Source organism: Enterobacter sp. Ag1, assembly GCA_000277545.1.
In the GTDB taxonomy this organism is placed as follows: domain Bacteria; phylum Pseudomonadota; class Gammaproteobacteria; order Enterobacterales; family Enterobacteriaceae; genus Cedecea.
On the sequence record AKXM01000040.1, the window covers coordinates 11,743 to 38,638 of the forward strand.

Genomic DNA, 26,896 nt, shown 5'->3' on the forward strand with positions numbered 1-26,896 from the left:
TTTGGTGGCATTTTTTTCAGGAGGAATCATGTCTCGGGTTCAAAGCGGCATTCTGCCGGAACATTGTCGTGCCGCCGTTTGGCTGGAAGCTTCTGTCCAGGGCGACTTCAGCGCGCTGAGCGCAGGGTGCAAAACCTTTATTGAAGCGTTGAATGCTTTCCAGGAACAATTCCCTGACGCGATGCTGGGGGCGACCGTTGGCTTCGGGCACGACCTGTGGCGCGACCTCAGCAAAGGCGAAGGTGCCGCAGAGCTGAAAAACTTTACGCCACTAGGCAAAGGCCTGGCGCCCGCGACCCAGCACGATGTGATGATCCACATTCTTTCTCTGCGCCATGACGTGAACTTCTCCGTGGCTCAGGCCGCGCTGGCCGCGTTTGGCGATGCGCTGAAAATTGAAGAAGAGATTCACGGTTTCCGCTGGGTAGAAGAGCGCGATCTCAGCGGCTTCGTTGACGGGACCGAAAATCCACAGGGCGAAGAAAATCGTCGCCAGGTGGCGGTGATCAACGAAGGCGTGGATGCCGGGGGCAGCTACGTGCTGGTTCAGCGCTGGGAACACAACCTCAGGCAGCTTAACCGCCTGAGCGTGCACGACCAGGAGATGATCTTCGGCCGTACCAAACAGGAAAACGAAGAAATTGACGGCGACGCGCGGCCAGCCACTTCTCACCTGAGCCGGGTCGATCTGAAAGAAGACGGCAAGGGGCTGAAAATTGTGCGTCAGAGCCTGCCTTACGGCACCGCCAGCGGCGTGCACGGTCTCTATTTCATCGCCTATTGCGCGCGTTTGCATAACATTGAACAGCAGCTGTTGAGCATGTTTGGCGACGCTGACGGGAAGCGTGACGGTATGCTGCGCTTCACTAAGCCGGTCACCGGCGGTTACTACTTTGCGCCGTCGCTCGATAAATTACTGAGCCTGTAATCCCCTCCGGCGTAGCGTTTGCTACGCCGCTTTCTTATATCCCTTTCTTCTTGTAAATCGCCAAACGGTATATAAAAGCGTTACAGCTTTATCGCTCGTTATAAATACACTGACTGTCATGACTTTATGGCATTCATCACATTTATAAGGGCGAAGCATGGCAATCAGGTCAGTTAAAAAAGTATGGAACGCGCTCGCTGTCTCTTTGCTGCTGGCAGGCTCTGCCCATGCAACCGAGCTGCTGAATAGCTCTTATGATGTGTCCCGCGAGCTGTTTGCCGCGCTTAACCCGCCGTTTGAAAAGCAGTGGGCGCAGGAGAATAACGGCGACAAGCTGACGATAAAACAATCTCATGCCGGGTCATCAAAACAGGCGCTGGCCATTTTGCAGGGCTTAAAAGCTGACGTTGTAACTTATAACCAGGTGACCGATGTGCAGATCCTGCACGACAAAGGCAACCTGATCCCGGCGGACTGGCAGAGCCGTCTGGGCAACAACAGCTCGCCTTTCTACTCCACCATGGCTTTCCTGGTGCGCAAAGGCAACCCAAAGAACATCCACGACTGGAGCGATCTTGTGCGCCCGGACGTGAAGCTCATTTTCCCGAATCCGAAAACTTCTGGTAACGCTCGTTATACCTATCTGGCAGCCTGGGGTGCGGCAGACAAAGCTGACGGCGGCGATAAAGCCAAAACCGAGCAGTTCATGACGCAATTCCTGAAAAACGTCGAAGTGTTTGATACCGGCGGCCGCGGGGCGACAACCTCCTTTGTCGAGCGTGGGCTGGGCGACGTGCTGATCTCTTTTGAATCAGAAGTGAACAATATCCGCAACCAGTACGCCAAAGACGGTTATGAAGTCGTAGTGCCGAAGGTCAACATTCTGGCCGAGTTCCCGGTTGCCTGGGTGGATAAAAACGTGAAGGCCAACGGCACGGAAAAAGCGGCCAAAGCCTACCTGAACTATCTCTATAGCCCTCAGGCGCAGACCATCATTACCGATTACTACTACCGCGTGAATAACCCGCAGGTAATGGATAAGCTGAAAGATAAATTCCCACAGACCGAGCTGTTCCGCGTGGAAGATGCGTTCGGCGGCTGGCCGGAAGTGATGAAAACGCATTTTGCTACCGGCGGGGAGCTGGACAAGCTGTTAGCGACGGGGCGTAGTTAATGTTTGCCAGCCGTTCAAAACGCGTATTGCCGGGGTTTACGCTTAGCCTCGGCACCAGCCTGCTGTTTGTTTGCCTGATCCTGCTGCTGCCGCTGAGCGCGCTGGTGATGCAGCTGGCGCAAATGTCGTTCTCCCAGTACTGGGACGTGATTACCAACCCGCAGGTGGTGGCCGCCTATAAAGTCACGCTGCTTTCCGCCGCGCTGGCTTCCGTGTTTAACGGCGTGTTCGGCCTGTTAATGGCGTGGATCCTGACGCGTTATCAGTTTCCGGGGCGCAGCCTGCTAGATGCGCTGATGGATTTACCCTTTGCGCTGCCCACCGCGGTGGCGGGTTTAACCCTCGCCGGGCTGTTTTCTGTCAACGGCTGGTACGGCGAGTGGCTGGCGCAGTTTGGCATTAAGGTGACTTACACCTGGCTGGGTATTGCCGTCGCGATGGCGTTTACCAGCATTCCGTTTGTGGTGCGCACCGTTCAGCCCGTGCTGGAAGAATTGGGGCCAGAATACGAAGAGGCTGCTGAAACGCTCGGCGCGACTCGCTGGCAGAGTTTCCGCCGCGTAGTGCTGCCGGAGCTTTCTCCGGCACTGATGGCGGGCGTAGCGCTTTCCTTCACCCGCAGCCTGGGGGAGTTTGGCGCGGTTATCTTTATCGCCGGAAACATCGCCTGGAAGACGGAAGTCACCTCGCTGATGATCTTCGTGCGCCTGCAGGAGTTTGATTACCCGGCGGCCAGCGCCATTGCGTCAGTGATTCTGGCGGCGTCGCTGCTGCTGCTGTTCACCATTAACACGTTGCAGAGTCGCTTTGGTCGACGCGTGGTAGGTCACTGATGACGGACGTCACTGCTTTGAAAAACTATACCCGCTCCCGCATTAACTGGGGAAAATGGGCGCTGATCGCCATCGGTGTGCTCGTCTCTTTCCTGATTCTGGTGGTGCCGGTCGCGTCTATTTTTGTAGAAGCCTTTTCCAAGGGGCTGATGCCCGCGCTGCAAAATATCGCTAACCCGGACATGCTGCACGCCATCTGGCTGACGGTGATGATTGCCCTGATTACCGTGCCGGTAAACCTGGTGTTCGGCACGCTGCTGGCCTGGCTGGTGACGCGTTTTAACTTCCCTGGCCGCCAATTGTTGCTGACGCTGCTGGATATCCCATTTGCCGTTTCCCCGGTGGTTGCGGGCCTGGTTTATCTGCTGTTTTATGGCTCTAACGGCCCGCTGGCGGGGTTCCTCGATGCCCACAACCTGCAAATCATGTTTGCCTGGCCGGGCATGGTGCTGGTGACTATCTTCGTCACCTGCCCGTTTGTGGTGCGTGAGCTGGTGCCGGTGATGCTAAGCCAGGGCAGCCAGGAAGATGAAGCCGCGATTTTACTGGGCGCTTCCGGCTGGCAGATGTTCCGCCGCGTGACGCTGCCCAATATTCGCTGGGCCCTGCTTTATGGCGTGGTGCTGACCAACGCCCGCGCCATCGGTGAATTTGGCGCGGTGTCGGTGGTGTCCGGTTCGATTCGCGGCGAGACGTTCTCGTTGCCGTTACAGATTGAGTTACTGCAGCAGGATTACAACACCGTTGGTTCGTTTACCGCCGCGGCGTTGTTGACCCTGATGGCAGTCCTGACCTTGTTCTTAAAGAGTGCGGTGCAGTGGCGTCTGAATAATCAGGAAAAACGCCTGAAGCAGGAGGAAAATCATGAGCATTGATATTGCCAATATTAAGAAGTCATTTGGACGCACCCAGGTGCTGAACGATATCTCGCTGGATATCCCTTCTGGTCAGATGGTGGCGCTGCTTGGTCCGTCCGGCTCTGGTAAAACTACGCTGCTGCGTATTATTGCCGGGCTGGAGCACCAGAACAGCGGTCGCATCAGCTTCCACGGCACCGACGTCAGCCGGATGCATGCCCGCGATCGCAAAGTCGGCTTTGTGTTTCAGCACTATGCGCTGTTCCGCCATATGTCGGTATTCGACAATATCGCCTTTGGCTTAACGGTGCTGCCGCGTCGCGAACGGCCTTCCGCCTCTGCGATCAAACAGAAAGTGACGAAACTGCTGGAAATGGTGCAGCTTTCCCATCTGGCCGACCGCTACCCGGCGCAGTTGTCCGGCGGGCAGAAGCAGCGTGTTGCCCTGGCGCGTGCGCTGGCGGTGGAGCCGCAAATCCTGCTGCTGGATGAACCGTTTGGCGCTCTGGACGCACAGGTTCGTAAAGAGCTGCGCCGCTGGCTGCGCGAGCTGCACGAAGAGTTAAAGTTCACCAGCGTGTTTGTGACGCACGATCAGGAAGAAGCGATGGAAGTTGCCGACCGCGTGGTGGTGATGAGCCAGGGCAATATCGAGCAGGTCGATACGCCTGAGCAGGTCTGGCGTGAGCCCGCGACCCGCTTCGTGCTGGAGTTCCTCGGCGAGGTTAACCGCCTGAAAGGCGTGATTCGTGGGAGCCAGTTCCACGTCGGCGCGCATCGTTGGCCGCTGGGGTTCACGCCGGCCCATCAGGGGGATGTTGATTTGTTCCTGCGTCCGTGGGAAGTGGACGTCAGCCGCCGCACGAATCTTGATTCACCTCTGCCGGTGCAGGTGCTGGAAGTCAGTCCGCGCGGGCATTACATGCAGCTGGTTGTGCAGCCGCTGGGCTGGTATGACGAACCGCTGACGGTGGTTCTGAAGGAACAGCAAATTCCGCAGCGCGGTGAGCGTCTGTTTGTGGGATTACAAAACGCGCGCCTGTATGAAGGTGCCAACCGTATTCAGGGTGTAGACCTGGCGCAGTCCGCCTGATAATTTACCCCGACAGGACACGCACTAGCGGCCCACCGAGGCCGCTTTTTCATTTATTGCGGGCAGGCAAGTGATCACTTTAGAAAGCACTATTGGCAATACTCCTCTGGTCCGGCTGCAGCGCAGCGGGCTGACGAACGGCAGCGAGATTTGGGTCAAACTCGAAGGAAATAACCCGGCAGGTTCGGTTAAAGATCGCGCGGCGCTGTCGATGATTGTTCAGGCGGAAAAACGAGGGGAAATACAACCCGGCGATACGCTGATTGAGGCAACCAGCGGCAATACCGGCATTGCGCTGGCGATGATCTCTGCGCTCAAAGGCTACCGTATTAAGCTGCTGATGCCGGACAACATGAGCATGGAGCGCAAGGCGGCGATGCAGGCTTACGGCGCCGAGCTGATTCTGGTCAGCAAAGCTCAGGGCATGGAAGGCGCGCGTGAGCTGGCTCAGCAAATGGCCGACCGTGGCGAAGGCAAGATCCTCGATCAGTTTAATAACCCGGATAACCCGCTGGCGCATTACACGACGACCGGGCCGGAGATCTGGCGGCAGACCGAAGGGCGAATCACGCATTTTGTCTCCAGCATGGGCACGACGGGCACGATAACCGGCGTGAGTCGTTTTATGCGCGAGCAAAGCAAGCCAGTGAGAATTGTCGGGCTGCAGCCGGAAGAGGGCAGCAGCATCCCGGGGATCCGCCGTTGGCCAGAAGAGTGGTTGCCGAAAATTTTCAACCCGACACTGGTGGATGAAGTCATCGACATGGCGCAGACCGAAGCCGAGCAGACGATGCGCCGCCTGGCGATGGAAGAGGGGATTTTCTGCGGCGTAAGTTCCGGCGGGGCAGTGGCGGGTGCGTTGCGCGTAGCCAAAGCAAATCCGGGGGCCATAGTGGTCGCTATTATTTGCGACAGAGGCGATCGCTATCTTTCTACCGGCGTGTTCGGGGAAGAGAGCTACGTTCAGGGCGCTGGCATCTGACGCTGTAAGCCAGGAAAAGGTCGCCTGAGGCGATCTTTTCCTGAGAGCAGGCTTACTTCACAACCGGGTTTTTATGCAGGCTCAACGCCTTCATAAAGGTATCATCAAGCTGTAAATGCTGTTTCACCAGCTCAGGCGGCGTGCTGGCCAGCCACTGGTTAAGCGAAATATCCGCGTAATAGTCGCTTTTAAACAGTTCCAGGAAACGCAGGGTTGTGGTGCCGGTATTCTCGATATAATGCCCCATCGCAAAGGGAACGTAGCCGACATCCCCGGCGCGGTAATCAAAGGTTCTGGCCTGGCCCGAAGAGGCGAAAACGCCCATTCTGCCTTCCCCTTCAAGATAGTACTGCCATTCATCGTTATTTGGGTGCCAGTGAAGTTCTCTCAGCCCGCCGGGCTCTATTTCCACCAGGGCTGCCGCAATAGTCTTCGACACCGGGAAATTAGATGAATCCGTTATTCTGACGGTGCCGCCAGGGGCTTTGATCGGATCCTGAGCCAGCATATGGTGGGTGAAATTAATCTCTGATTTAGCTGCGCCATTAATACTGTCTGAGGCAAGGCTGCCGGGTACTGTACCCGCGAAAATATATTCATCAGCAGGTGAAGGCAGTTTAGAAAATGTAGACACGGGCACCTGGAAGTTTTTTGCTAATATCTCCGGAGGGATATGTTTAAACCAGTCGGATAACAGGAACGTACTGTCTTCATCAAATCCGCCGTCGTCGAAGGCCAAAAGAAACTCACAGCCGTCAGGCCCGATACCCTGAATGGAGTGAGGAATGCCCGGCGGGAAATACCATAAATCACCGACGCCGATATCATCCACAAACCAGCCTCCTTTTGCATCGAAGGCCGTTACCCGCGCATTGCCGTAGGTCATGTAGGCCCATTCACCCTCTTTGTGCCAGTGAAGTTCGCGGATGCCTCCGGCATTCAGGCGCATGTCTACCCCGGCGATGGTGGTTGAAATCCCCAGCTCCCGCTTGGTGACTTGTCGGGTCCAGCCGCCGGTGCCTTTTCTGACATGGGCATCGCTGAAGGAGTAGCGCAGGTTCGGCAACGTGCCGCTGTCGGTAGCGGGCGGGTTAACAATGTCAGGGTTTTCAGCTTCCCGGATGGGGTCGTGAGGGCCCGGATCGCGCACGCTTGCCGGATAGGATTTTACTTTGTCATCGTGGGCATGGGCCTGCCCGGCCGCTAATACGACGGTACCGCCTGCGGCAAAGGCCATGAAGCTTCTTCTGGATATATCTTTCATATAATAGCTTCCTTATATTCATGCAGAGTGAGGTTTATTCTCCGGAGGGAACTTTTGTTATAGGTGAACTTATGGAGTTTGACCTTGTGGAATTGTAAGGCAGGCATGAGTCGACAATGTAAACAGAGGATGGTGAAGATATATCCTCATAATGTAATGGATATTTCGTTGATGCAATGTTTAAGTGGTGGTTATTAATTTCCAGGTATCCAGCACTAATCGGTAATAATGTTTTCTTCATCATTCAGGTGATACATCTTCAAGGTGTAACGGCTGAAAGAAAATATTACTTTTATCGTTCATTCGATAAATCTGAAGGATGGTAGCTGTATCTCTGCTATTGCCGGAATAAAGAGGGCGCTCTGAGCATGGTTGTACCGCCCGGGTCTGGCTATAATGGCCGCTTCGCAATTCAGACCTTAGCTGTCTGGCGGGCAAGGGGAAAATATGAGTCAGGATAACGATATACAGTCTGTACTGTTTCACGATGCAGGCCGGGCGCTGCAGGCCGATATTGTGGCAGTGCAATCTCAGGTCGTTTACGGCAGCGTCGGGAACAGTATCGCGGTTCCGGCGATTCAGCAGCATGGCTGGCGGGTGATGGCGGTGCCAACGGTGTTATTCAGCAACACGCCGCATTACGATACGTTTTATGGCGGCGTGATCCCGGCGGACTGGTTTAGCGGCTATCTGCGAGCGCTCGAAGAACGGGATGCGTTGCGCGAACTGAAGGCCGTGACGACGGGTTACATGGGCAGTGCGGAGCAAATCCATCTGCTGGCGGATTGGCTGCGTCAAAGACGCAAAAGCCATCCTGAGCTGTTGATACTTGTCGACCCGGTAATGGGGGACACCGACAGCGGTGTTTACGTCAAGGCGGGTATTCCTGAAGCTTATCGCACGGCGCTGCTGCCTCATGCACAGGGGATCACGCCTAATCTCTTTGAACTGCATATTCTGACCGGAATGCCCTGCGATACGCTGGAGCAGGCGGTGATGGCGGCCAGAAGTCTTCTCTCTGAAACGCTGCGCTGGGTGGTAATAACCAGTGCGCCGGGGAACTGCGCGGATACTATTTCCGTGGTGACGGTGACCGCTGATGAAGCCGATGTGACCAGCCACGCTCGCGTGGTGACCGACCTGAAAGGCACCGGGGATTTGTTCTGCGCCGAGCTGGTAAGCCGAATACTTGCAGGCAAGCAGGTGGCGGTTGCCGCAGGAGAAGCTGCGCATCGGGTGTTTGAAGTGATGACCTGGACTCAGGGGCAGCGCTCAGATGAACTGATTCTTCCTCGCTGAATCGCAGCCAATAAAAAAGGCACCCCAGGGTGCCTTTTTCTCTGCATGAATCTTACTTCTTGATGCGGATAACCGGGGTTTCGCCCACGGTCACGCTACCTGTCAGTTTGATCAGCTCTTTGATTTCGTCCATGTTGGAGATAACAACCGGTGTCAGGGTAGACTTGGCTTTCTCTTCCAGCAGCGGCAGGTCGAACTCAATAACCACGTCGCCTTTCTTCACGCGCTGGCCTTCTTCAGCGATGCGCTTAAAGCCTTCGCCTTTCAGCTCAACGGTGTCGATACCAAAGTGAACAAACAGCTCAATGCCGCTATCGGATTCGATAGAGAAGGCATGGTTGGTTTCAAAGATTTTACCGATGGTGCCGTCAACCGGAGCAACCATTTTGTTGCCGGTTGGTTTGATAGCGATCCCATCACCAACGATTTTTTCAGCAAACACGACGTCCGGCACGTCTTCAATGTTAACGATTTCGCCAGACAGTGGAGCAACGATCTCAATGGTTCCGGTGTCGCTATTGCCTTTGTCACCGAACAGTTTACTAAATAACCCCATTAGCCTTCTCTCCTAAGCAGTAATTTGGGCAGCATCTCGTGAATTAGCAGATTGTTTTTTCTTCAATGAACTTGTTAACCAGCGTCATTAACTCGTCCGTTGTCGGTTGAGCAAGAGCCTGCTCTGCTAACACTTTCGCATCTTCGAAGTTCGTGTTACGAATAATCTTCTTGATACGTGGGATAGAAATGGCGCTCATACTGAATTCGTCCAGGCCCATCCCAAGCAACAGAAGTGTAGCACGTTCGTCGCCCGCAAGCTCACCACACATACCGGTCCATTTACCTTCTGCATGAGAAGCATCAATAACTTGCTTAATCAGAGTCAGTACGGACGGTGACATCGGCTGGTAAAGATGTGAAATCATATCATTACCGCGGTCAACTGCCAGGGTGTACTGAGTTAAATCGTTGGTGCCGATGCTGAAGAAGTCGACTTCTTTGGCCAGATGATGAGCAATCGTCGCAGCCGCAGGGGTTTCGACCATTACGCCGATTTCGATAGATTCATCGAATGCTTTGCCTTCGTCACGCAGTTCCTGCTTGAAGATCTCAATCTCTTTTCTCAGGGCACGCACTTCTTCAACAGAGATGATCATCGGGAACATAATGCGCAGCTTGCCAAAAGCAGAGGCGCGCAGGATAGCGCGAACCTGGTCACGCAGGATCTCTTTGCGATCCATGGCGATACGAATGGCACGCCAGCCCAGGAACGGGTTCTCTTCTTTAGGGAAGTTCATGTACGGCAGCTCTTTGTCGCCGCCGATGTCCATGGTACGGACGATAACCGCCTGAGAGCCACAGGCTTCAGCCACGGCTTTGTACGCGGCAAACTGCTCTTCTTCGGTTGGCAGTGAGTCACGGTCCATGAACAGGAATTCGGTACGATACAGACCCACACCTTCAGCGCCGTTACGCTCAGCACCGTCGATGTCACGCACGGTACCAATGTTGGCACACACTTCGACCTGGTGGCCGTCGAGGGTGATGGCTGGCAGGTCTTTCAGCTTAGCCAGCTCTGCTTTTTCAGAGGCAACCTGCTGTTGAACGGCGCGCAGCTCTTCGATCTGCTCGTTGGTTGGGTTAACGTAAACTTTGTTGTTAACCGCGTCGAGGATCAGATAGTCGTCGTTTTTCACGTCGGAGGTGACGCTACCGGTGCCCACAATCGCTGGCAGCTCAAGGGAGCGCGCCATGATGGAAGTGTGGGAGGTACGGCCGCCGATGTCGGTGATGAAACCCAGCACCTTTTTCAGGTTCAGCTGTGCGGTTTCAGACGGGGTCAGATCTTTGGCAACCAGGATAACTTCATCCTTAATTGCGCTTAAATCGATAATGTTCAGGCCGAGAATGTTCTGCAGAAGACGCTTACCGATGTCACGTACGTCAGCCGCACGTTCTTTCAGGTATTCGTCATCCAGCTCTTCCAGAGCCGTTGCCTGGCCTTCAATCACTTCGTATGCCGCAGCGTCCGCCGTGACCAGCTTGTCTTTGATAAGGGCTATGATTTCCTGCTCGAGCTCTTCGTCTTCCAGCAACATAATGTGGCCTTCGAAGATAGCTTCCTTTTCTTCACCGAAGGTCTCGCCAGCTTTAATTTTGATCGCTTCTAACTGCTCGGATGCTTTGGCGCGCCCGCTGAGGAAACGTTCAACTTCCTGCTCAACTTTGTCGGCAGAAATTTTCTTCCGGTCGATGACAATTTCATCTTCTTTCAGCAAAAGTGCTTTGCCGAAAGCGATACCCGGGGATGCTAAAATGCCTGAAATCATAACCCTACCTTACTTGTGACTGATATTTACGAAGAACCCAGAACTTACTCGAGTTCAGCCATCAGTTTTACTAAATGCTCAACGGCTTTCTGCTCATCTTCACCTTCGGCGGAGAGCGTCACTACGGTACCCTGAGTCAGGCCCAGAGTTTGCAGTTTGAACAGGCTCTTAGCGCTGGCGCTTTTGCCGTTGGAAGTCACAGTGATTTCGGAAGTGAAGCCTTTAGCTTCTTTAACAAACTGAGCAGCAGGGCGGGTATGCAGACCGTTCGGAGCGGTAATAGTTACTTCTTGCTGGAACATTGTATTTCCCCAACTTATAGGTTTAGTGTTGTGGAACTAAAGTCTAGCCTGGCGGCCACACTTTAGCCTGTATCGTTAGCGCCATCGTCAAAGGAACGGGGCACTGGATGCATGGGAATCGTGAAAAAAACGCCAACAGCGTGTTTCACAGATTCTTCATCATTATGCCGTGAAAACCAGATAGGCACCAAATCGTTAAATCGATTCAGCAGGCGCATCTCACAGCTTGATTAATTTCGCGCATCAAAATAATTGCTGGTTAAATACCAGACCTGCGGGGGTAAGCGCAATGCCGATGAGGGTGAAAGTTTGATGCAGGCCACAAAAAAGCACCCTCACGGGTGCTTTTTTAAGCATATATCAAATACTGGCATTACTGTTGCAGTTCTTTCTCAGTGAACAGATCGGCAAACAAAGCAGTACTCAAATAGCGCTCCCCGGAGGACGGAAGGATAACCACAATATTCTTATTGGTAAAGGCTTCGTCTTCCTGAAGTTTCAGCGCGGCGGCCACGGCGGCACCGGAAGAGATACCCGCGAGAATACCTTCCTCATCCATCAGGCGGCGAGCGGTCGCAATGGCGTCGTCGTTGCTGATAGTGACCACTTTGTCGATAAGCTTCAGATCGAGGTTACCAGGGATAAATCCGGCCCCGATACCCTGAATTTTATGCGGACCAGGCTTCAGTTCTTCACCCGCCAGCGCTTGAGTAATTACCGGAGAATCCGTTGGTTCTACCGCCACGCTAATGAGCGAGGTTTTGCCTTTGGTATTTTTGATGTAGCGGCTGACGCCCGTCAGCGTACCGCCGGTACCGACGCCGGCGATAAACACATCCACTTCACCATCGGTATCTTCCCAGATTTCCGGGCCGGTGGTTTTTTCGTGAATTTCCGGGTTTGCCGGGTTGCTGAACTGCTGAAGCAGTAAGTATTTAGCCGGGTCGCTGGCGACGATTTCCTCGGCTTTCTGGATGGCACCTTTCATGCCTTTAGCGCCTTCGGTCAGCACCAGGTTTGCACCCAGCGCTTTTAACAGCTTACGGCGTTCGATGCTCATGGTTTCCGGCATGGTCAGCGTCAGCTTGTAGCCGCGCGCTGCCGCGACATAGGCCAGAGCGATACCGGTGTTGCCACTGGTAGGTTCGACTAACTCCACGCCAGGCTTCAGCACGCCGCGTTTTTCGGCATCCCAAATCATGTTGGCACCAATACGGCATTTGACGCTAAAGCTTGGGTTACGGGACTCCACCTTAGCCAGAATGCGTCCGTTGCCGATACGGTTCAGGCGAACCAGCGGCGTGTGGCCGATTGTCAGGGAGTTGTCTTCATAAATTTTGCTCATGGCTCGTCCTTAACTGTCTGAATTTTGGGATACCGGTCCAGCATACCCGCTCAGGAAATATGCGGAAGTAAGGAAATAGCATATCTATATGTGGAAGGGAAATAAGCCAATGCAACATGGAATAAGCCATAGCATAAGCCGCTTCCCTTCCTGAGAGCATTATTTCCACATGGCGTGTTTTGCCCGATAGCAGTCCACCCACATGGCCGTCGCGCCGCAGACGGCAACCGGCATGATAAACAGGTTCAGAACCGGGATCAGCGTGAACAGGCTCACCAGCGCGCCAAACTGCATGTTGACGATCTTTTGCTCGCGAAGCGCCACTCGCATCTGTTTGAACGGCACTTTATGGTTATCAAAAGGGTAGTCGCAGTATTGAATCGCCAACATCCATGCGCTGAATAAGAACCACAAGACCGGGGCGACGGTTTGGCCAATGCCGGGAATAAAGTAGAGCAGAAGCAGGACTAGCGCGCGCGGCAGATACCAGGCTAGCTTTTGCCACTCACGCTTCATGATGCGTGGCAGATCTTTCATTATATCGAGCACGCCCGTATCCGGCGGCGTTGCGCCCGTAAGGCGAGCTTCAAGCTGCTCTGCCAGCAGGCCGCTAAACGGCGCGGCAATCAAGTTTGCGATTGTCGAAAAGAAGTAACCAAACACCAATAACACCGAGAGCGTTACCAGTGGCCAGAGTACGTAACTCAGCCATTGTAGCCAGTCTGGCACGTGGCTCATCATCGACGGGATCCAGACATCAAGACGCGTGAATAACCACCAAAAAGCGCCACCAAGCAAGATGATATTGACCAACAGCGGCAGCACGACGAAACGCTTGATGCCGGGTTCGCGGACCAGTTTCCAGCCCTGGGAAAAATAATACACGCCACTGCGCGGCGGGGTTCCGGAAGATGAAACCATAATCTGAGCAGACTCCTTATCAGGTCAATGCAGTTAGCTGCTTCGCTATCATAACTGACTGCATTCAGAAAAACTTGCCAGGAATTGGTCGAAAAATCAGCTAAAAGGTGCGCTTACGCTATCTTTATGGTGAGAAAACCGTGCTCGCACTTGCACTTGAGCAGATGGGCAAATACTCTTAGTGAGTAAATGTTTGCCGCGGTGGCAAGGTGTTAGAACAACAGAGAATATAATGATGCAGGATTTGCGTCTGATATTAATCATTGTTGGCGCAATCGCCATAATAGCCTTACTGGTTCACGGTCTGTGGACCAGTCGTAAGGAACGCTCGTCCGTGTTCCGCGATCGCCCTTTGAAACGTATGAAGTCGAAGCGTGACGAATACGAAGAAGAGGATGATGAGGAAGAAGAAGGCGTCGGTGAAGTGCGCGTGCGTCGTACTGCGCCCGTGCCGGAATCTGCCTCTCGTGAAGCGAATGCGCCACGTCAACCTCAGGCACCTCAGCACAACTATGAGCCGCCGTATGCGTCAGCAGAACCTCGTCCTGCCCCGCAATCGCGCCAGCCTGAGCCGGTTACCCCGCACCACTTTGAGCCCGCGCCTCAGCATGTGGAACCAGTGCGTCCTGTCGCACCTCCTGCGCCAGCTCCGGCGGCAGTGCCTGAGCCACAGCCGGTCGCTCCCGTTCAGCCTGCACCACAGTTCACTGTGGAACCAACGCCAGAGCCTGTGGCTGCTGAACCAGTGCCGCAGCCTGCACCAGTGAAAAAAGAGACGGTGATCGTGATGAACGTCGCTGCCCACGCGGGCACGATGTTAAACGGCGAGTTGCTGTTGAACAGCATTCAGCAGGCCGGTTTCAAGTTTGGTGAAATGAATATTTTCCACCGCCATCTTAGCCCTGATGGCAGCGGTCCAGTTCTGTTTAGCCTGGCGAATATGGTTAAACCTGGGTCTTTCGACCCAGAGAACATGGCGGATTTCGCCACGCCAGGCGTGACCATCTTTATGCAGGTGCCGTCCTACGGCAATGCAGCGCAAAACTTTAAGCTGATGCTGCAGTCTGCGCAGCACATCGCCGATGAAGTCGGTGGCGTGGTGCTCGACGATCAGCGTCGCATGATGACTCCGCAAAAGCTGCGCGAGTACCAGGACAGGATCCGCGAGGTTGTTGAAGCCAACGCCTGAATCCCGGCCTGAATCTTCCCCCTAAACCCCCGCCTGTCGGGGGTTTTTTATCATTGATGGTGCGATATGGACTCAATCGAACAACAACTTAACCACCTGCGAACCACGCTTCGCCATCATGAATATCTGTACCATGTGCAGGATAATCCCGAAATTCCCGATGCGGAATACGACAGGCTGATGCGCGAACTCCGTGCGCTTGAAGAAGCGCATCCGGAATTGATTACCCAGGATTCACCGACCCAGCGAGTCGGTGCTGCGCCGCTGAGCGAGTTCACCCAGGTACGCCATGAAGTGCCGATGCTGTCCCTCGATAACGTTTTCGATGAAGCAAGCTACCTGGCGTTCAACAAACGCGTGCTGGACAGGCTCAAAAGCAGCGATGCTCTGACGTTTTGCTGTGAACTAAAACTGGATGGTCTGGCGGTAAGCCTGCTGTATGAAGATGGGGTGCTTGTGCGGGCTGCAACGCGCGGTGACGGCACAACCGGTGAAAATATCACGTCTAACGTCCGAACCATTCGCGCGATACCGCTTAAACTCCACGGAGACAATATTCCTCGTCGCCTTGAGGTGCGTGGAGAAGTTTTCTTGCCGCAGGCAGGATTCGAAAAAATCAACGAAGAAGCTCGCCGTACTGGCGGGAAAGTGTTTGCCAACCCTCGCAATGCGGCGGCAGGCTCGCTGCGCCAGTTAGATCCGCGCATTACCGCTAAACGCCCGCTGACCTTCTTCTGCTACGGTGTTGGGCTGCTCGAAGGCGGTGAGCTGCCAGGCAGCCACATGGCGCGTTTGCAACAGTTTAAGGCCTGGGGATTACCGGTCAGCGACCGCATCCGTCTGTGCAGCACACCGGAAGAAGTGCTGGCGTTTTACCATCAGGTAGAGGCCGATCGTCCAACGCTGGGCTTTGATATTGATGGCGTGGTTATCAAAGTTGACTCGCTTGCGCTGCAGGAAACGCTGGGCTTTGTGGCGAGAGCGCCGCGCTGGGCCGTTGCGTTTAAGTTTCCGGCGCAGGAACAGATGACCACCGTGCGAGACGTGGAGTTCCAGGTAGGGCGTACCGGCGCAATTACGCCCGTTGCTCGTCTGGAGCCGGTGCAGGTTGCTGGGGTACTGGTAAGCAACGCGACGTTGCACAATGCCGATGAAATAGAGCGTCTTGGCCTGCGCATTGGTGACAGAGTTGTGATCCGTCGCGCCGGGGATGTTATCCCGCAGGTTGTTGGCGTGGTGGAGTCTGAACGCCCGGAAGACACTCAGGCAATCGTCTTCCCAACGCAGTGCCCGGTTTGCGGTTCAGACGTTGAGCGTGTGGAAGGCGAAGCCGTTGCCCGCTGTACCGGGGGCCTGATTTGTGGTGCCCAACGCAAAGAGGCGCTGAAACACTTTGTGTCCCGCCGTGCGATGGACGTTGACGGCATGGGCGACAAAATCATCGATCAACTGGTGGAGAAAGAGTACGTTCACACGCCAGCCGATCTGTTCAAGCTGACGGCGGGTAAGCTTACCGGGCTGGATCGCATGGGGCCTAAATCGGCACAAAACGTTGTGGATGCGCTGGAAAAAGCCAAAGAGACAACTTTTGCTCGCTTCCTGTATGCCTTAGGTATTCGTGAAGTCGGAGAAGCCACCGCCGCAGGGCTGGCCGCGCACTTCGGCACGCTGGATGCGCTTATCTCGGCCAGCATTGAGGAGCTGCAAAAAGTGCCGGATGTCGGCATTGTTGTGGCGACGCATACCTTTAACTTCTTTGCCGAAGAGAGCAACCGGGATGTTATCCGTCAGCTCACCGAAGAGGCCGGGGTCCATTGGCCTGCGCCTGTGGTCGTCAAAGCGGAAGAGATCGACAGCCCGTTTGCCGGGAAAACCGTGGTGCTCACCGGCTCGCTGAGCATTCTTTCCCGTGACGAAGCCAAAGACCGGCTGACCGCGCTCGGTGCAAAAGTGGCCGGAAGCGTGTCGAAAAAAACCGATCTGGTCATAGCCGGGGAAGCGGCCGGCTCCAAGCTTGTCAAGGCGCAGGAGCTGGGCATTCAGGTTATTGACGAAGCGGAAATGATTCGTTTGCTGGGTGACTAAATGGACAAAGAACAGCTCATTGAGATAGCCAACACGGCCATGCCCTTTGGTAAATACAAAGGCCGGATGCTGATTGATTTACCGGAAGAGTATTTGCTGTGGTTTTCCCGCAAAGGGGAGTTCCCCGTGGGCCATCTCGGTGAGCTGATGGCCCTGACGCTGCTGATTAAAGTGGAAGGGCTGGACAACCTGGTCCGGCCCCTCAAGCGGCACTAGGTTCTGATGGCTGCGGCCTGTTTTTCACCGGCTGCAGCCGATTTCCTTTGGTAACGCCGGGCCATACCGGCGCAGATCATCAGCTGGACCTGGTGGAAGATCATCAGCGGCAGCACCATCATTCCCACGGCAGCAACCGGAAATAGAATATTAGCCATCGGGATCCCGTTGGCCAGGCTCTTTTTCGATCCGCAGAAAACAATCGTAACTTCATCCGCTTTGCTAAAGCCAAAGCGCCGCGCCACAAAGATATTTACCGCTATCACAATGGCCAGCAGCACGAGGCTGGAAGCTACGATAAACAGCAGCGAACCCGCGCCAACCTTATGCCAGATGCCGTGCGTCACGGCTTCACTAAAGGCGGAATAGACCACCAGAAGAATCGAAGTCTGGTCAGTTTTGCCGATCCATTTCTTGTTTTTTGCCACCCAGGCACCAATCCAGGGCCGCATCAGATGCCCGGCCACGAACGGCACCAGGAGTTGTAGCATAATGCTGCCCACCTGATGCAGGCTGCCGCTTGCACCCTGAACGTGCATCACCAGGCCAACCAGCAATGGCGAAAGAAAAATGCCCAGCAGGCTTGATGCCGAGGCTGAACAAATAGCCGCCGCGACGTTGCCCCCGGCAATAGAGGTAAAAGCGATGGCCGATTGTACCGTGGCGGGCAAAATACAAAGATAAAGGAACCCGCTGTAAAGTTCGGGGCTGACATTGACCGGTTTCCACCAGCTAAACAACACGCCAAGCACCGGGAACAGGACGAATGTGCTGCACATCACCCACAGATGAAGCCGCCAGTGGCCGCCGCCGGAGATCACCGCCTCGCGAGACAGTTTGGCGCCATGCATAAAGAACAATAAGGCGATGGCGGCGGTGGTCAGCCCCTCGAAGAAACCGACAAAACTGCCTTGTGCCGGGAAGAAAGAGGCCAGCAGGACGGTACAAACCAGCGTTAACGTAAAGGGGTCGACAATGCGGAGCAATTTCATAGCCATTCCTCAAAGGTGAAGGGCGCTATTGTGTTTCTGCTAATTTCAGAAATAAAATTGATTTATTAAATACATTGATGAAGAAAATAGATGAACTATTCCCTGCGTCAGCTTCGCGTATTCGTGGCCGTAGCCCATGCCGGCAGTTTCAGTCGGGCAGGGGAGAGTATTGGTCTTAGCCAGTCAGCCGTAAGCCACAGCCTGAAGGAGCTGGAAGCCGAGCTGGGCGTGAAGCTGCTTGACCGTACTACCAGGGAAGTGGTGCTTACGCCTGCGGGAGAGTTGCTGGCTCCTCGCCTTGAGCGGCTGCTGGAAGAGCTGACCACAACGTTGCTGGATGCTCGCGTGGTTGGGCATCAGCTTAGCGGCACGGTTCGCGTGGCCGCCAGCCAGACGCTATCCGCGCACCTGATGCCGCAATCTATCGCTGCCAGTGCGGAGGCTTATCCGAATATTCGATTTATGCTGCATGATGCTTCCCAGCAGTGGGTTTTGCAGAGTATCCGCCAGGGCGAAGTTGATTTTGGCGTAGTTATCGATCCGGTTCAGGCTAGCGATCTGGAGTGTGAAACGGTGTTGTCTGAGCCTTTTCTGCTGCTGTGCCGCAGCGATCATCCGTTTGCTGAGAGGGAGCAGATTGACTGGCAGGCGCTGCAGGGGCAAAAGCTGGTGCTGCAAGATTATGCCTCGGGCAGCCGCCCGTTGATTGATGAGGCTTTTGTCCGGCAGGGGATCGAGGTGAACGTTGTTCAGCAGATTGGGCACCCCGCAACGCTGTACCCGATGGTAGAAGCTGGGATTGGTTTAAGTGTGTTGCCCGCGTTGGCGCTGCCTTTGCCACAAGGGAGACCGCTGGTGGTGAAGCGGTTAACGCCGGTCATAAACCGACAGCTGATGCTGGTCAGGCGAAAGAACCGATCGCTTTCCCGTGCGGCGGAAGCTATCTGGCAGGAGGTGCGGGAACAGGCCAGGCTGTTAACCCTGGCCCGGATTGGCGACCCGCTATTTATGGACGACTAGATATAAATATCAATCTGGTGATCGTCGGAAGGTTTGTTCACGCCGGTGGCCTTGATCTGCTGCTGTTCCTGCTTCTGCTGGGCTTCCTCAGCCTGCTTGCGCTGAAGCTGCGCCAACTGGGCCTGCAGCATTTTAATCTCGGTCTGAAGTAACTCGACCTGTTTCTTTTTCTCTTCAGCTGGACGATCCGGCGTGCTGGAGACTTCTCTCAGTTTCTCCGTCAACTGGGTAATTTTTTTGCTGATTTGGGCAATCTGCGAGGCTGTGCTGTTATCAGTGCCGCCGGAGGCAGAAGAGGACCCGGTAGCTGTGCCGGTGGTCAGCTGAGAGCCCTGAAGAGCATTACTGGATATTGTAGTCATCATAACTCCTTTGATGGAATGGTAAGGGAGTTATCGGCCTGGCGGCGAGGAAGTTGATAATTTTTTGACGATGGGATTCTCAGATACTGCAGATAGCAAAAAGGCGCCTTTAGGGCGCCTTTCTACATTGGTGGGTCGTGCAGGATGGTATTGCCCTTCGGGCTCGTCGCAAGCGACGCGCAAAATCAAAAGCGATTTTGTCGAACCTGCTGCAGGCTCGAACCCTGCCCGAATCGCAGATAGCAAAAAGGCGCCTTTAGGGCGCCTTTCCACATTGGTGGGTCGTGCAGGATTCGAACCTGCGACCAATTGATTAAAAGTCAACTGCTCTACCAACTGAGCTAACGACCCGATGGTGGGTGATGACGGGCTCGAACCGCCGACCCCCTCCGTGTAAAGGAGGTGCTCTACCAACTGAGCTAATCACCCAAACTTCGGTACTGCTAATTTCATAAGAGGAGATGGTGGGTGATGACGGGCTCGAACCGCCGACCCCCTCCGTGTAAAGGAGATGCTCTACCAACTGAGCTAATCACCCATCTCTAAATCTCTTACTTCACATTCCGGGTCACTCTAAAGAGTGGTGGGTGATGACGGGCTCGAACCGCCGACCCCCTCCGTGTAAAGGAGATGCTCTACCAACTGAGCTAATCACCCCCGGTTTGTGGAGTCGCATTATAGGGACAGTTGAAAATGAGTCAACGCATTTTCTAAAGTTTTTATTCGTTCGTCTTAAAATTAAACGATGCGATCAAGAAACAGGCATTGGCGTTTGATTTATCATCAAATTCTCTGCTTTACCGCTATCTACAGGCATCAACATTGAGGAATTAGCGCACAGTGATAGAATGTTGCCTGTTAATTTTCCCTGGCAATTGCCGCTTTGCCGGCAAATATGTGTAACTAAGGCCGTTTAATGAAAATCAAAACTCGCTTTGCGCCAAGCCCAACAGGCTATCTGCACGTTGGCGGTGCCCGTACTGCTCTCTACTCCTGGCTGTTTGCTCGTCATAACAAAGGCGAGTTCGTGCTGCGTATAGAAGACACCGACCTCGAGCGTTCAACCCCGGAAGCCATCGAAGCGATTATGGACGGGATGAACTGGCTGAGCCTGCAGTGGGATGAGGGCCCGTACTATCAGACCAAGCGTTTTGATCGTTACAACCAGGCCATCGACGAAATGCTTGCTGCGGGCACGGCGTATAAGTGCTATTGCTCTAAAGAGCGCCTTGAGGCATTGCGTGAAGAGCAAATGGCCAATAACGAGAAACCTCGTTATGACGGTCGCTGCCGCCATAGCCATGAGCATCATGCTGATGACGAACCGTGCGTTGTGCGTTTCGCCAACCCGCAGGAAGGTTCCGTCATCTTTGATGATCAGATCCGTGGCCCGATCGAATTCAGTAACCAGGAACTGGACGACCTGATCATTCGCCGTACCGATGGTTCCCCAACTTACAACTTCTGCGTAGTGGTGGACGACTGGGATATGGAGATCACCCACGTGATCCGTGGTGAAGACCATATCAACAACACGCCGCGCCAGATCAACATCCTGAAGGCGCTGAACGCGCCGGTTCCGCTTTATGCCCACGTTTCTATGATCAACGGCGACGACGGTAAAAAACTGTCTAAGCGTCACGGGGCGGTGAGTGTGATGCAGTACCGTGACGACGGCTATCTGCCGGAAGCGCTGCTCAATTATCTGGTGCGTCTGGGCTGGTCCCACGGTGACCAGGAAATCTTCTCTCGCGAAGAGATGATTGAGATGTTCAGCCTGAACGCGGTAAGCAAGTCTGCCAGCGCCTTCAATACTGAAAAGCTGCAGTGGCTGAACCACCATTACATCAATACGCTGGAGCCAGAGTACGTGGCAACGCACCTGCAATGGCACATCGAGCAGGAAAATATTGATACCCGTAACGGCCCGCAGCTGTCTGAGCTGGTGAAACTGCTGGGCGAACGCTGTAAAACCCTGAAAGAGATGGCGCAGACCTGCCGCTACTTCTACGAAGATTTCAGCGAGTTTGATGCCGATGCGGCGAAGAAACACCTGCGTCCGGTAGCGCGTCAGCCGCTGGAAGTGGTGCGAGACAAGCTGGCAGCGCTGAGCGACTGGACTGCAGAAAACGTTCATCACGCTATACAGGCAACTGCTGATGAACTGGAAGTTGGGATGGGGAAAGTGGGGATGCCGCTGCGTGTCGCCGTGACCGGGGCTGGTCAGTCTCCTGGACTTGATGTCACCGTGCATGCCATTGGCAAACAGCGCTCCGTGGCGCGCATTAATAAAGCGCTCGATTTCATCAGCGAGCGTGAAGCTCAGCAGTAAACATCGCAAATGTAGATGCAAAAAGCCGGTGCTCAGTCACCGGCTTTTTTATTTACTTATTCTTTTGAATTCCGAGTCGCTTGAGCAAACCTTCGCTGCCTTCACTCTCAAGGATCTCGGTCATTTTATGCTGTTCTTCTTCGGATAAGGTACGCAGGGTGTTTAGCATCAGCTGTTCCAGCGGCGTTCGAAGGACGCTATAAGATGCCACTCTCTCACTCATTTTGCTGGTGTTGGAGAGAAACGTTTTCACCGGCTCGGAGATATAAACAAATCTTGCTTTACCACCCGGTACGCCTCGTTTTTTACTGGTTTCCCAGTTATGTTTTAGTACCCATTTATTAATTGTCTGGCGGGTGTAACCCGTCATCTCCGCCAGTTCATCGGCGGTCATTTTTTCCTTGAACATCAGTAATCCTTTATTTTTCCTGACGCCAACAAGACAATAGCCGGGCAATTATTCGTTATCGCTGATCCCCAACCGCGCAAGTAAACCGGCAATCCCGTCCCGCAGCAGCATGGCAGACATCTTTTTCTGTTCGCTGTCGGACATTTGCTGCACTGAGTTGAGCAGTAGATTTTCCAGGGAGGCGTCCGTTGTGCTGTAGCGGGCTGTATTTTCCGTCACTCGTCGGGTGCTATTGATAAATTCCCTGACCTGCTCATCTATATGGATAAGCCTCGCTTTTCCTCCCTGAACGCCGGGTTTAGGTGAGGTCTCCCAATTTTCTTTACGCACCCACTTATTGATGGTCTGGCGGCTGTAGCCGGTGATCACGGCCAGTTCTTCTGGTGTCATTCTTTCCTTGAGCACAGTGATTCCTTTTCATTGCGACCGAAACGGCTTTATTAGTGGTTCATTTTATTGAACTGACTAACGCGAAACTGTGACAGAATTAACTACAACGGGATGATATGCAACCGAGAATTGCCGAAGGCGATGGCTTTTTAGGCGATTGATCGCGGAAGAACAAATTGCCGTTGACACGCTATGTGGGGTTTCATATTATGCCGCCCGTCAACACGACAAGGTCTTTACGGTTTGGGGCTATAGCTCAGCTGGGAGAGCGCTTGCATGGCATGCAAGAGGTCAGCGGTTCGATCCCGCTTAGCTCCACCAAATCTTCACCAGCAGATTTGGTACCGTAAAATCAGCACCTGTCAGTGGGGCTATAGCTCAGCTGGGAGAGCGCTTGCATGGCATGCAAGAGGTCAGCGGTTCGATCCCGCTTAGCTCCACCAAAATTTGAACCCTCGCTTCGGCGGGGGTTTTTGCTTTTCAGACTCCAACACACCTGCTTTTGGCTACCCTCGGTAAAAAAACCTCAACTTATGTCCGCTTGTTCTATTATTTCTGCTGTAGGGTAAGTTCTGCTTTTGTGCAGGCCTGAAACTTGATTCGCTCAATAAATAAACGTAACCTTGCCAGCGAAAAACCCTTTTTAAGCAATCACATAAAATTAACACCAGGGCCTATGATTATTTACAAGATGATAAAAAAAATAGCGGTTGCCCTGGCGCTGTGTTTACTTCTCATTCCCTTTTCTCGTTATATTTCACCGACAACCGTTGTTGATGGACATAAAACCTACCTCGCCTATCTGCCGCTCAGCTTTATAATGGCAATGATTATTATTTATGGCCGGTCTGCGATTATTCCGCTCACGCTAGGGTCGCTGGTTGTTTACAGCTGGCTGCTTGATTTAGCCGTTGTGCCGCTGGTTGCTTTTATTTTCTGTCTGCTATTCCCCTTATTGATTGCCAGTTTAATTACCCGCCACTACGTGGGCCGTCGCTGGCGTTTTGGGCTGCCCAATAAAGGCATGGGGCAGCGTATTTTTTGGCTTGGTTTTGTCGCCCCGTTTACCATCAAACTGCTGATGTACCTCACAGGCAATGTGATTGAGTACCCACCAGAACTGGCGCCATTCTTTGGTGGCGGTTCCGTTATCTACATGATTGTTGATGTGCTGAATCTTGTCGTGGCCTCGCTCATCTTTACAACGCTTTTCTATTACCCGCTGCGTATGCTGTTGAACCCGCATTTTGCGGTCGGTTTCTGGCGGCGCTGTGTCTGGCACTACAGGCAGGATAAAAACCGTTTCTATACGCCGATTTGGCTGGTTGTCTGGATGGTGTATTTGCTGCTGATGTGTTCGCCGTGGCATAGTGAACTGATTGCCGGCTATCTGGTTCCGCTGGTCTTTGTGCTGCTTACCCTGGGGATCCGTCGCCTTGGTGCGAGGCCTGTTTCTCTGTTGTGGGGGATTTCGGCATGGGTATTATTGACTTACAACACGGGTTTTTTGCAGGGCGTAAATACGCAATATGCTCTTTCCTTTATTCTGTCAGTCTTTATCTCCTTTACCGTATGTCTGTTGTATATGGCCACTTCATACCATAAAAATGAATGGATGAAGCGTGTTTATCATCTCCAGGCGCAGACAGATCCATTAACGCAATTACCTAATTTACGCGCGCTTGAAGAACATATTCAGACCTTTCAAACCGGTGCACTTTGCTGCCTGAGAATGGCGAACTTTGAGTTTCTTAGCCGACATTACGGCATGATGATGCGTGTTTACTGCAAGAAAACCATTGCCAGAGAATTACAACCCTGGCTGCTGGAAGGGGAAAAAATATTTCAGCTGCCGGGCAGTGAGCTGCTTCTGTTTTTACGGGAAGGCGAAACAGAAGCCCGGCTTACCTATTTTGTTGAACACCTGAATAATAAGAAAATCCCCTGGCACAATGTTACCCTTGAAATTGAATATGGGGCTTCCTGGGGCATTGTGGATTCACCGAAAGAGCTGCAGCGCATGCTCGGGCAATTAAGCTATCTGGCTGAAAAAGCCAGCGACACGCAGCGCGTACTTGGCCTTGATGCCAGGCTGCAGGCGGTCTCCGGGCAAACAACCGAGCGGGTGCTGCTGCTGCAAAAGATTAAGCAGGCAATAGACGAAGAAGCCTTTCAGCTCTACGCGCAGCCCATTGTCGACTGCGAAGGGAAGGGCTATCACGAAATCCTCAGCCGTCTGGTGATTGATGGGCAGCACATCACCCCGGATAAATTTATTCCGATTGTTGCCGAATTTAACCTCAGCACCCGTTTTGACATGATGGTGATGAAGATGCTGCTGACCTGGCTTGCAAAGCACCCAGGCAACGTGCAGCAGACGCGCTTTTCGGTCAATCTGATGCCGCTCACGCTAATGCAAAAAGAGATTGCCCAGCAGATTATTGCCCAGTTTGACGTTTACAAGGTGCCGACCAGCGCGGTCGTCATTGAAGTGACGGAAGAGCAGGCATTTTCAAACTCAGAAACCTCTAACCAAAATATTGCCCTGCTGCGTGAGAAAGGTTTTAAGATTGCTATTGATGACTTTGGAACAGGCTACGCTAACTATGAGCGCCTGAAGAAGCTGCAGGCGGATATCATTAAGATAGATGGTTGCTTTGTCCGCGATATCACCGGCGATGTGATGGATAAGCTTATCGTGAAGTCCATTTGCGAACTGGCGGCGGCCAGAGAGCTCAGCGTCGTCGCAGAGTATGTCGAAACGGAAGAGCAGCGCGACATCCTGCTGCAGCTTGGCGTCCAATACCTGCAGGGGTATCTGGTGGGGAGACCCAAGCCTTTGCAGCAGCTTAAGCACTGACGCTCTCCTTTGCACCCTAAAAAGGAATCACCGTGAGCACGTCGCTGATTAGCCATATTCGTCTGCCGATGGTAAAAACACTGCGCATCACCCATGTGTGCTTTCTGTCGCTCTTTTTGCTGATCACCTTTCTTTTCTGGCAGCAGGGGGAGCTGTTCAACCACGGCTATCGCACCAGCCAGCTTAGCCATCTCGAAAGCGTGATCGCCAGGCTTGAAAGCAAATCTGAATATCAGATGGACAACCTGCGCTATCTCCGCCGCATGTTCATTGAAACGCTGAATGAGCCGCAGTTCACGCCGATCTCGCAGCTGGCTTCCCGGGCCAGCAATAAAGAGACGCTGTCGCCGCTGCATATCCAGAGCCTGCCGATCCCCGATAGCGTGCAACCTTTTAAAAACAAGCCGAAAGAAGAAAGGGAAAAACTCACGCAGCGGGAATATCAGGCCCTGCGCGACATTCAGGATCTCTTTCCGCTGGCAGGCGGGAGCAACCGTCTCTCTTCGAACATTTATTACATGTCGCGCTCCGGGGCATTTATTGCGTCGCTCTCCCCCGATGTGAACAAACTGCTTATCGAAAGTGCTAACCCGCTGGCGATGCAGGGATCGTTTGTGCTTGGCTCTCCGCTGTTGAACCCGCGCCGCGATCCTTTCTGGACCCGGCAAAATATTGCAGATACCGGCAAAACGCTGATTAATGGCTCTCTTCCGGTGGACTTTGACGACCGGTGGATTGGGCTGTTTGGTATCGCGGTCACCACCGAAACGCTTCGGCTGTTTCTCTCCAGCGCTTTGCCAGAGGACACGCAAAGCGCCTATCTGCTTTTTGATGAGCAGATGAACCCGCTGACTCGCCCCGTTGGCTCGCAGAATGGCTATCGCCTCAGCGAGAAGCAGCGACAGGCAATTCTTGAAAAGTTGATCGATGAATCCCGGGGCACCTTACGTTTTGGCTATGCTTATGCCACTTTCGGCCATGTCACGGGGACGGGGGCAATCCTTGTCAGCGTCCAGACCATCCGGCAGGGGCTACACGAGGACTTTGGGCGTTTTAGCGTGCTGCTGGTAGTGATGTGGCTGACGGTGATCCTTATTCTGTTTGGTTCACACCGCATGATTTGCCGGCTGATTCGCAACATGGGCCATTTGCAGCAGGAAATGCACCGGCATGCGCTGCACGATGATCTGACCGGCGTTCTAAATCGCCGTGGCTTCTTTGAAACAACCGGGCGTATCAGCCCGCAGTACGTGGATTACTCCCTGATTCAGCTGGATCTCGATCATTTCAAAAAAGTGAATGACCGCTTCGGGCATCAGGTTGGCGATCGGGTGCTTATTCACGCCACGCGCTGCATCCAGCAGGCGATCCGCAGCCAGGACATTGTCGGGCGTATCGGCGGCGAAGAGTTTTGTGTCTACCTGCCTAATACCGATCTGCATGCGGCGATTGCCGTGGCGCAGCGGGTGCGCAAAATGCTGGTGAACACGCCGCTCAGGCTGGAGGACGAGTCTGAACTGCTGGTGACGGCCTCGCTGGGCGTGGCTTCCCATGAAGAAGCCCCAGACGGTGACCTGGAACACATCCAGAGTCAGGCGGATATTCGCCTGTATAGGGCGAAACAGCAGGGGAGAAACAGAGTGTGTTGGGGCGGCGAGGCTGAATCGCAGGCATAAAAAAGCCGGTGACCAGCACCGGCTTTTTAATACGCAAAAA

24 protein-coding genes and 6 tRNA genes are annotated in these 26,896 nt (G+C 53.7%); 16 read left to right on the forward strand and 14 right to left on the reverse strand.

Annotated elements, in window-relative coordinates; genetic code table 11:
- The first annotated feature begins 28 nt into the window (after nucleotides 1–28).
- The 6 genes from A936_RS15850 to cysM all read left to right on the forward strand — a co-directional run bounded on the left by A936_RS15850 (nucleotide 29) and on the right by cysM (nucleotide 5,867).
- Nucleotides 29–928 carry a Dyp-type peroxidase gene (locus tag A936_RS15850; RefSeq protein ID WP_008459569.1) on the forward strand — a complete coding sequence of 300 codons (900 nt, stop codon included), beginning with the start codon at nucleotides 29–31 and terminating at the stop codon, nucleotides 926–928.
- A 157-nt stretch (nucleotides 929–1,085) separates the two neighbouring features.
- The gene (locus A936_RS15855) at nucleotides 1,086–2,102 is read left to right on the forward strand and encodes a sulfate ABC transporter substrate-binding protein (RefSeq protein ID WP_008459570.1); all 1,017 of its coding nucleotides are present in this window, start codon (nucleotides 1,086–1,088) and stop codon (nucleotides 2,100–2,102) included.
- Nucleotides 2,102–2,935 carry a sulfate/thiosulfate ABC transporter permease CysT gene (cysT, locus tag A936_RS15860; protein WP_008459572.1) on the forward strand — a complete coding sequence of 278 codons (834 nt, stop codon included), beginning with the start codon at nucleotides 2,102–2,104 and terminating at the stop codon, nucleotides 2,933–2,935. Before A936_RS15855 ends, cysT begins: the two co-directional genes overlap by 1 nt.
- Nucleotides 2,935–3,810: a sulfate/thiosulfate ABC transporter permease CysW gene (gene cysW / locus A936_RS15865; protein WP_008459574.1), complete on the forward strand. Its 876-nt coding sequence runs from the start codon at nucleotides 2,935–2,937 to the stop codon at nucleotides 3,808–3,810. The genes cysT and cysW overlap by 1 nt, the downstream gene beginning before the upstream one ends.
- Nucleotides 3,800–4,885: a sulfate/thiosulfate ABC transporter ATP-binding protein CysA gene (gene cysA, locus A936_RS15870; RefSeq protein WP_008459576.1), complete on the forward strand. Its 1,086-nt coding sequence runs from the start codon at nucleotides 3,800–3,802 to the stop codon at nucleotides 4,883–4,885. Before cysW ends, cysA begins: the two co-directional genes overlap by 11 nt.
- A 70-nt stretch (nucleotides 4,886–4,955) precedes the next feature.
- Nucleotides 4,956–5,867 carry a cysteine synthase CysM gene (gene cysM, locus A936_RS15875; protein ID WP_008459577.1) on the forward strand — a complete coding sequence of 304 codons (912 nt, stop codon included), beginning with the start codon at nucleotides 4,956–4,958 and terminating at the stop codon, nucleotides 5,865–5,867.
- Nucleotides 5,868–5,919: 52 nt separating this feature from the next.
- On the opposite strand, the gene A936_RS15880 is transcribed toward cysM, so the two are convergent.
- Nucleotides 5,920–7,131 carry an oxalate decarboxylase family bicupin gene (locus tag A936_RS15880; RefSeq protein ID WP_034809565.1) on the reverse strand — a complete coding sequence of 404 codons (1,212 nt, stop codon included), beginning with the start codon at nucleotides 7,129–7,131 and terminating at the stop codon, nucleotides 5,920–5,922.
- A 447-nt stretch (nucleotides 7,132–7,578) separates the two neighbouring features.
- Between A936_RS15880 and pdxK the strand changes: the two genes are divergently transcribed.
- Nucleotides 7,579–8,430, forward strand: a complete 852-nt coding sequence (pdxK, locus tag A936_RS15885) for a pyridoxine/pyridoxal/pyridoxamine kinase (protein ID WP_008459579.1) — start codon at nucleotides 7,579–7,581, stop codon at nucleotides 8,428–8,430.
- A gap of 52 nt (nucleotides 8,431–8,482) precedes the next feature.
- Here the strand turns inward: pdxK and crr are convergent, their stop codons facing one another.
- From crr to cysZ, 5 genes are all read right to left on the reverse strand, one after another.
- Nucleotides 8,483–8,986, reverse strand: a complete 504-nt coding sequence (gene crr / locus A936_RS15890; protein ID WP_008459580.1) for a PTS glucose transporter subunit IIA — start codon at nucleotides 8,984–8,986, stop codon at nucleotides 8,483–8,485.
- Between the two features lie 43 nt (nucleotides 8,987–9,029).
- Complete coding sequence (ptsI, locus tag A936_RS15895) at nucleotides 9,030–10,757, reverse strand: phosphoenolpyruvate-protein phosphotransferase PtsI (protein ID WP_008459581.1); 1,728 nt, start codon at nucleotides 10,755–10,757, stop codon at nucleotides 9,030–9,032.
- A 44-nt stretch (nucleotides 10,758–10,801) separates the two neighbouring features.
- The gene (gene ptsH / locus A936_RS15900; protein ID WP_002913505.1) at nucleotides 10,802–11,059 is read right to left on the reverse strand and encodes a phosphocarrier protein Hpr; all 258 of its coding nucleotides are present in this window, start codon (nucleotides 11,057–11,059) and stop codon (nucleotides 10,802–10,804) included.
- Between the two features lie 373 nt (nucleotides 11,060–11,432).
- Entirely contained in the window at nucleotides 11,433–12,404 is a 972-nt protein-coding gene (gene cysK / locus A936_RS15905; protein ID WP_008459590.1) for a cysteine synthase A, read from the reverse strand.
- A 159-nt stretch (nucleotides 12,405–12,563) separates the two neighbouring features.
- On the reverse strand, nucleotides 12,564–13,325 hold the full coding sequence (gene cysZ / locus A936_RS15910; RefSeq protein ID WP_008459591.1) for a sulfate transporter CysZ: 762 nt from the start codon (nucleotides 13,323–13,325) through the stop codon (nucleotides 12,564–12,566).
- A gap of 232 nt (nucleotides 13,326–13,557) precedes the next feature.
- Here cysZ and zipA point away from each other — a divergent pair, with 232 nt between their 5' ends.
- From zipA to A936_RS15925, 3 genes are all read left to right on the forward strand, one after another.
- Nucleotides 13,558–14,514, forward strand: a complete 957-nt coding sequence (gene zipA / locus A936_RS15915; RefSeq protein WP_034809569.1) for a cell division protein ZipA — start codon at nucleotides 13,558–13,560, stop codon at nucleotides 14,512–14,514.
- A gap of 66 nt (nucleotides 14,515–14,580) precedes the next feature.
- Nucleotides 14,581–16,599 (forward strand): NAD-dependent DNA ligase LigA, encoded by a 2,019-nt coding sequence (ligA, locus tag A936_RS15920; RefSeq protein ID WP_008459593.1) that lies wholly within the window; start codon nucleotides 14,581–14,583, stop codon nucleotides 16,597–16,599.
- Nucleotides 16,600–16,815 (forward strand): DUF3820 family protein, encoded by a 216-nt coding sequence (locus tag A936_RS15925; RefSeq protein ID WP_008459596.1) that lies wholly within the window; start codon nucleotides 16,600–16,602, stop codon nucleotides 16,813–16,815. It abuts the gene before it with no gap.
- Here the strand turns inward: A936_RS15925 and A936_RS15930 are convergent.
- Entirely contained in the window at nucleotides 16,812–17,807 is a 996-nt protein-coding gene (locus A936_RS15930; RefSeq protein WP_008459598.1) for a bile acid:sodium symporter family protein, read from the reverse strand. The genes A936_RS15925 and A936_RS15930 overlap by 4 nt on opposite strands.
- Nucleotides 17,808–17,897: 90 nt before the next feature.
- On the opposite strand from A936_RS15930, the gene A936_RS15935 reads away from it, so the two are divergent.
- Nucleotides 17,898–18,827, forward strand: a complete 930-nt coding sequence (locus A936_RS15935) for a LysR family transcriptional regulator (RefSeq protein WP_008459600.1) — start codon at nucleotides 17,898–17,900, stop codon at nucleotides 18,825–18,827.
- Here the strand turns inward: A936_RS15935 and A936_RS15940 are convergent.
- The 5 genes from A936_RS15940 to A936_RS15960 all read right to left on the reverse strand — a co-directional run bounded on the left by A936_RS15940 (nucleotide 18,824) and on the right by A936_RS15960 (nucleotide 19,846).
- Nucleotides 18,824–19,189 carry a FlxA-like family protein gene (locus tag A936_RS15940; protein ID WP_008459602.1) on the reverse strand — a complete coding sequence of 122 codons (366 nt, stop codon included), beginning with the start codon at nucleotides 19,187–19,189 and terminating at the stop codon, nucleotides 18,824–18,826. The genes A936_RS15935 and A936_RS15940 overlap by 4 nt on opposite strands.
- 275 nt (nucleotides 19,190–19,464) lie before the next feature.
- Nucleotides 19,465–19,540, reverse strand: a tRNA-Lys gene (locus A936_RS15945).
- A 2-nt stretch (nucleotides 19,541–19,542) separates the two neighbouring features.
- Nucleotides 19,543–19,618: transfer RNA gene (locus tag A936_RS15950), tRNA-Val, on the reverse strand.
- 33 nt (nucleotides 19,619–19,651) lie between these two features.
- A tRNA-Val gene (locus tag A936_RS15955) sits at nucleotides 19,652–19,727 on the reverse strand.
- Between the two features lie 43 nt (nucleotides 19,728–19,770).
- A tRNA-Val gene (locus A936_RS15960) sits at nucleotides 19,771–19,846 on the reverse strand.
- Nucleotides 19,847–20,105: 259 nt separating this feature from the next.
- Here A936_RS15960 and gltX point away from each other — a divergent pair.
- On the forward strand, nucleotides 20,106–21,521 hold the full coding sequence (gltX, locus tag A936_RS15965) for a glutamate--tRNA ligase (RefSeq protein WP_008459604.1): 1,416 nt from the start codon (nucleotides 20,106–20,108) through the stop codon (nucleotides 21,519–21,521).
- A 52-nt stretch (nucleotides 21,522–21,573) separates the two neighbouring features.
- Here gltX and A936_RS15970 read toward each other — a convergent pair whose 3' ends face one another.
- Together A936_RS15970 and A936_RS15975 are read right to left on the reverse strand one after the other, a co-directional pair.
- Nucleotides 21,574–21,930, reverse strand: coding sequence for a YfeC-like transcriptional regulator (locus A936_RS15970; RefSeq protein WP_008459606.1), 357 nt, complete (start codon nucleotides 21,928–21,930; stop codon nucleotides 21,574–21,576).
- A gap of 48 nt (nucleotides 21,931–21,978) precedes the next feature.
- A complete protein-coding gene (locus tag A936_RS15975) occupies nucleotides 21,979–22,335 on the reverse strand; it encodes a YfeC-like transcriptional regulator (protein WP_008459608.1) in 357 nt (118 codons plus the stop codon).
- Between the two features lie 230 nt (nucleotides 22,336–22,565).
- Here A936_RS15975 and A936_RS15980 point away from each other — a divergent pair.
- From A936_RS15980 to A936_RS15995, 4 genes are all read left to right on the forward strand, one after another.
- Nucleotides 22,566–22,641: transfer RNA gene (locus A936_RS15980), tRNA-Ala, on the forward strand.
- A gap of 46 nt (nucleotides 22,642–22,687) precedes the next feature.
- Nucleotides 22,688–22,763: transfer RNA gene (locus tag A936_RS15985), tRNA-Ala, on the forward strand.
- Nucleotides 22,764–23,011: 248 nt separating this feature from the next.
- The gene (locus A936_RS15990) at nucleotides 23,012–25,180 is read left to right on the forward strand and encodes an EAL domain-containing protein (RefSeq protein WP_336984952.1); all 2,169 of its coding nucleotides are present in this window, start codon (nucleotides 23,012–23,014) and stop codon (nucleotides 25,178–25,180) included.
- 32 nt (nucleotides 25,181–25,212) lie between these two features.
- Nucleotides 25,213–26,856: a diguanylate cyclase gene (locus A936_RS15995; protein ID WP_008459612.1), complete on the forward strand. Its 1,644-nt coding sequence runs from the start codon at nucleotides 25,213–25,215 to the stop codon at nucleotides 26,854–26,856.
- Nucleotides 26,857–26,896: the final 40 nt, after the last annotated feature.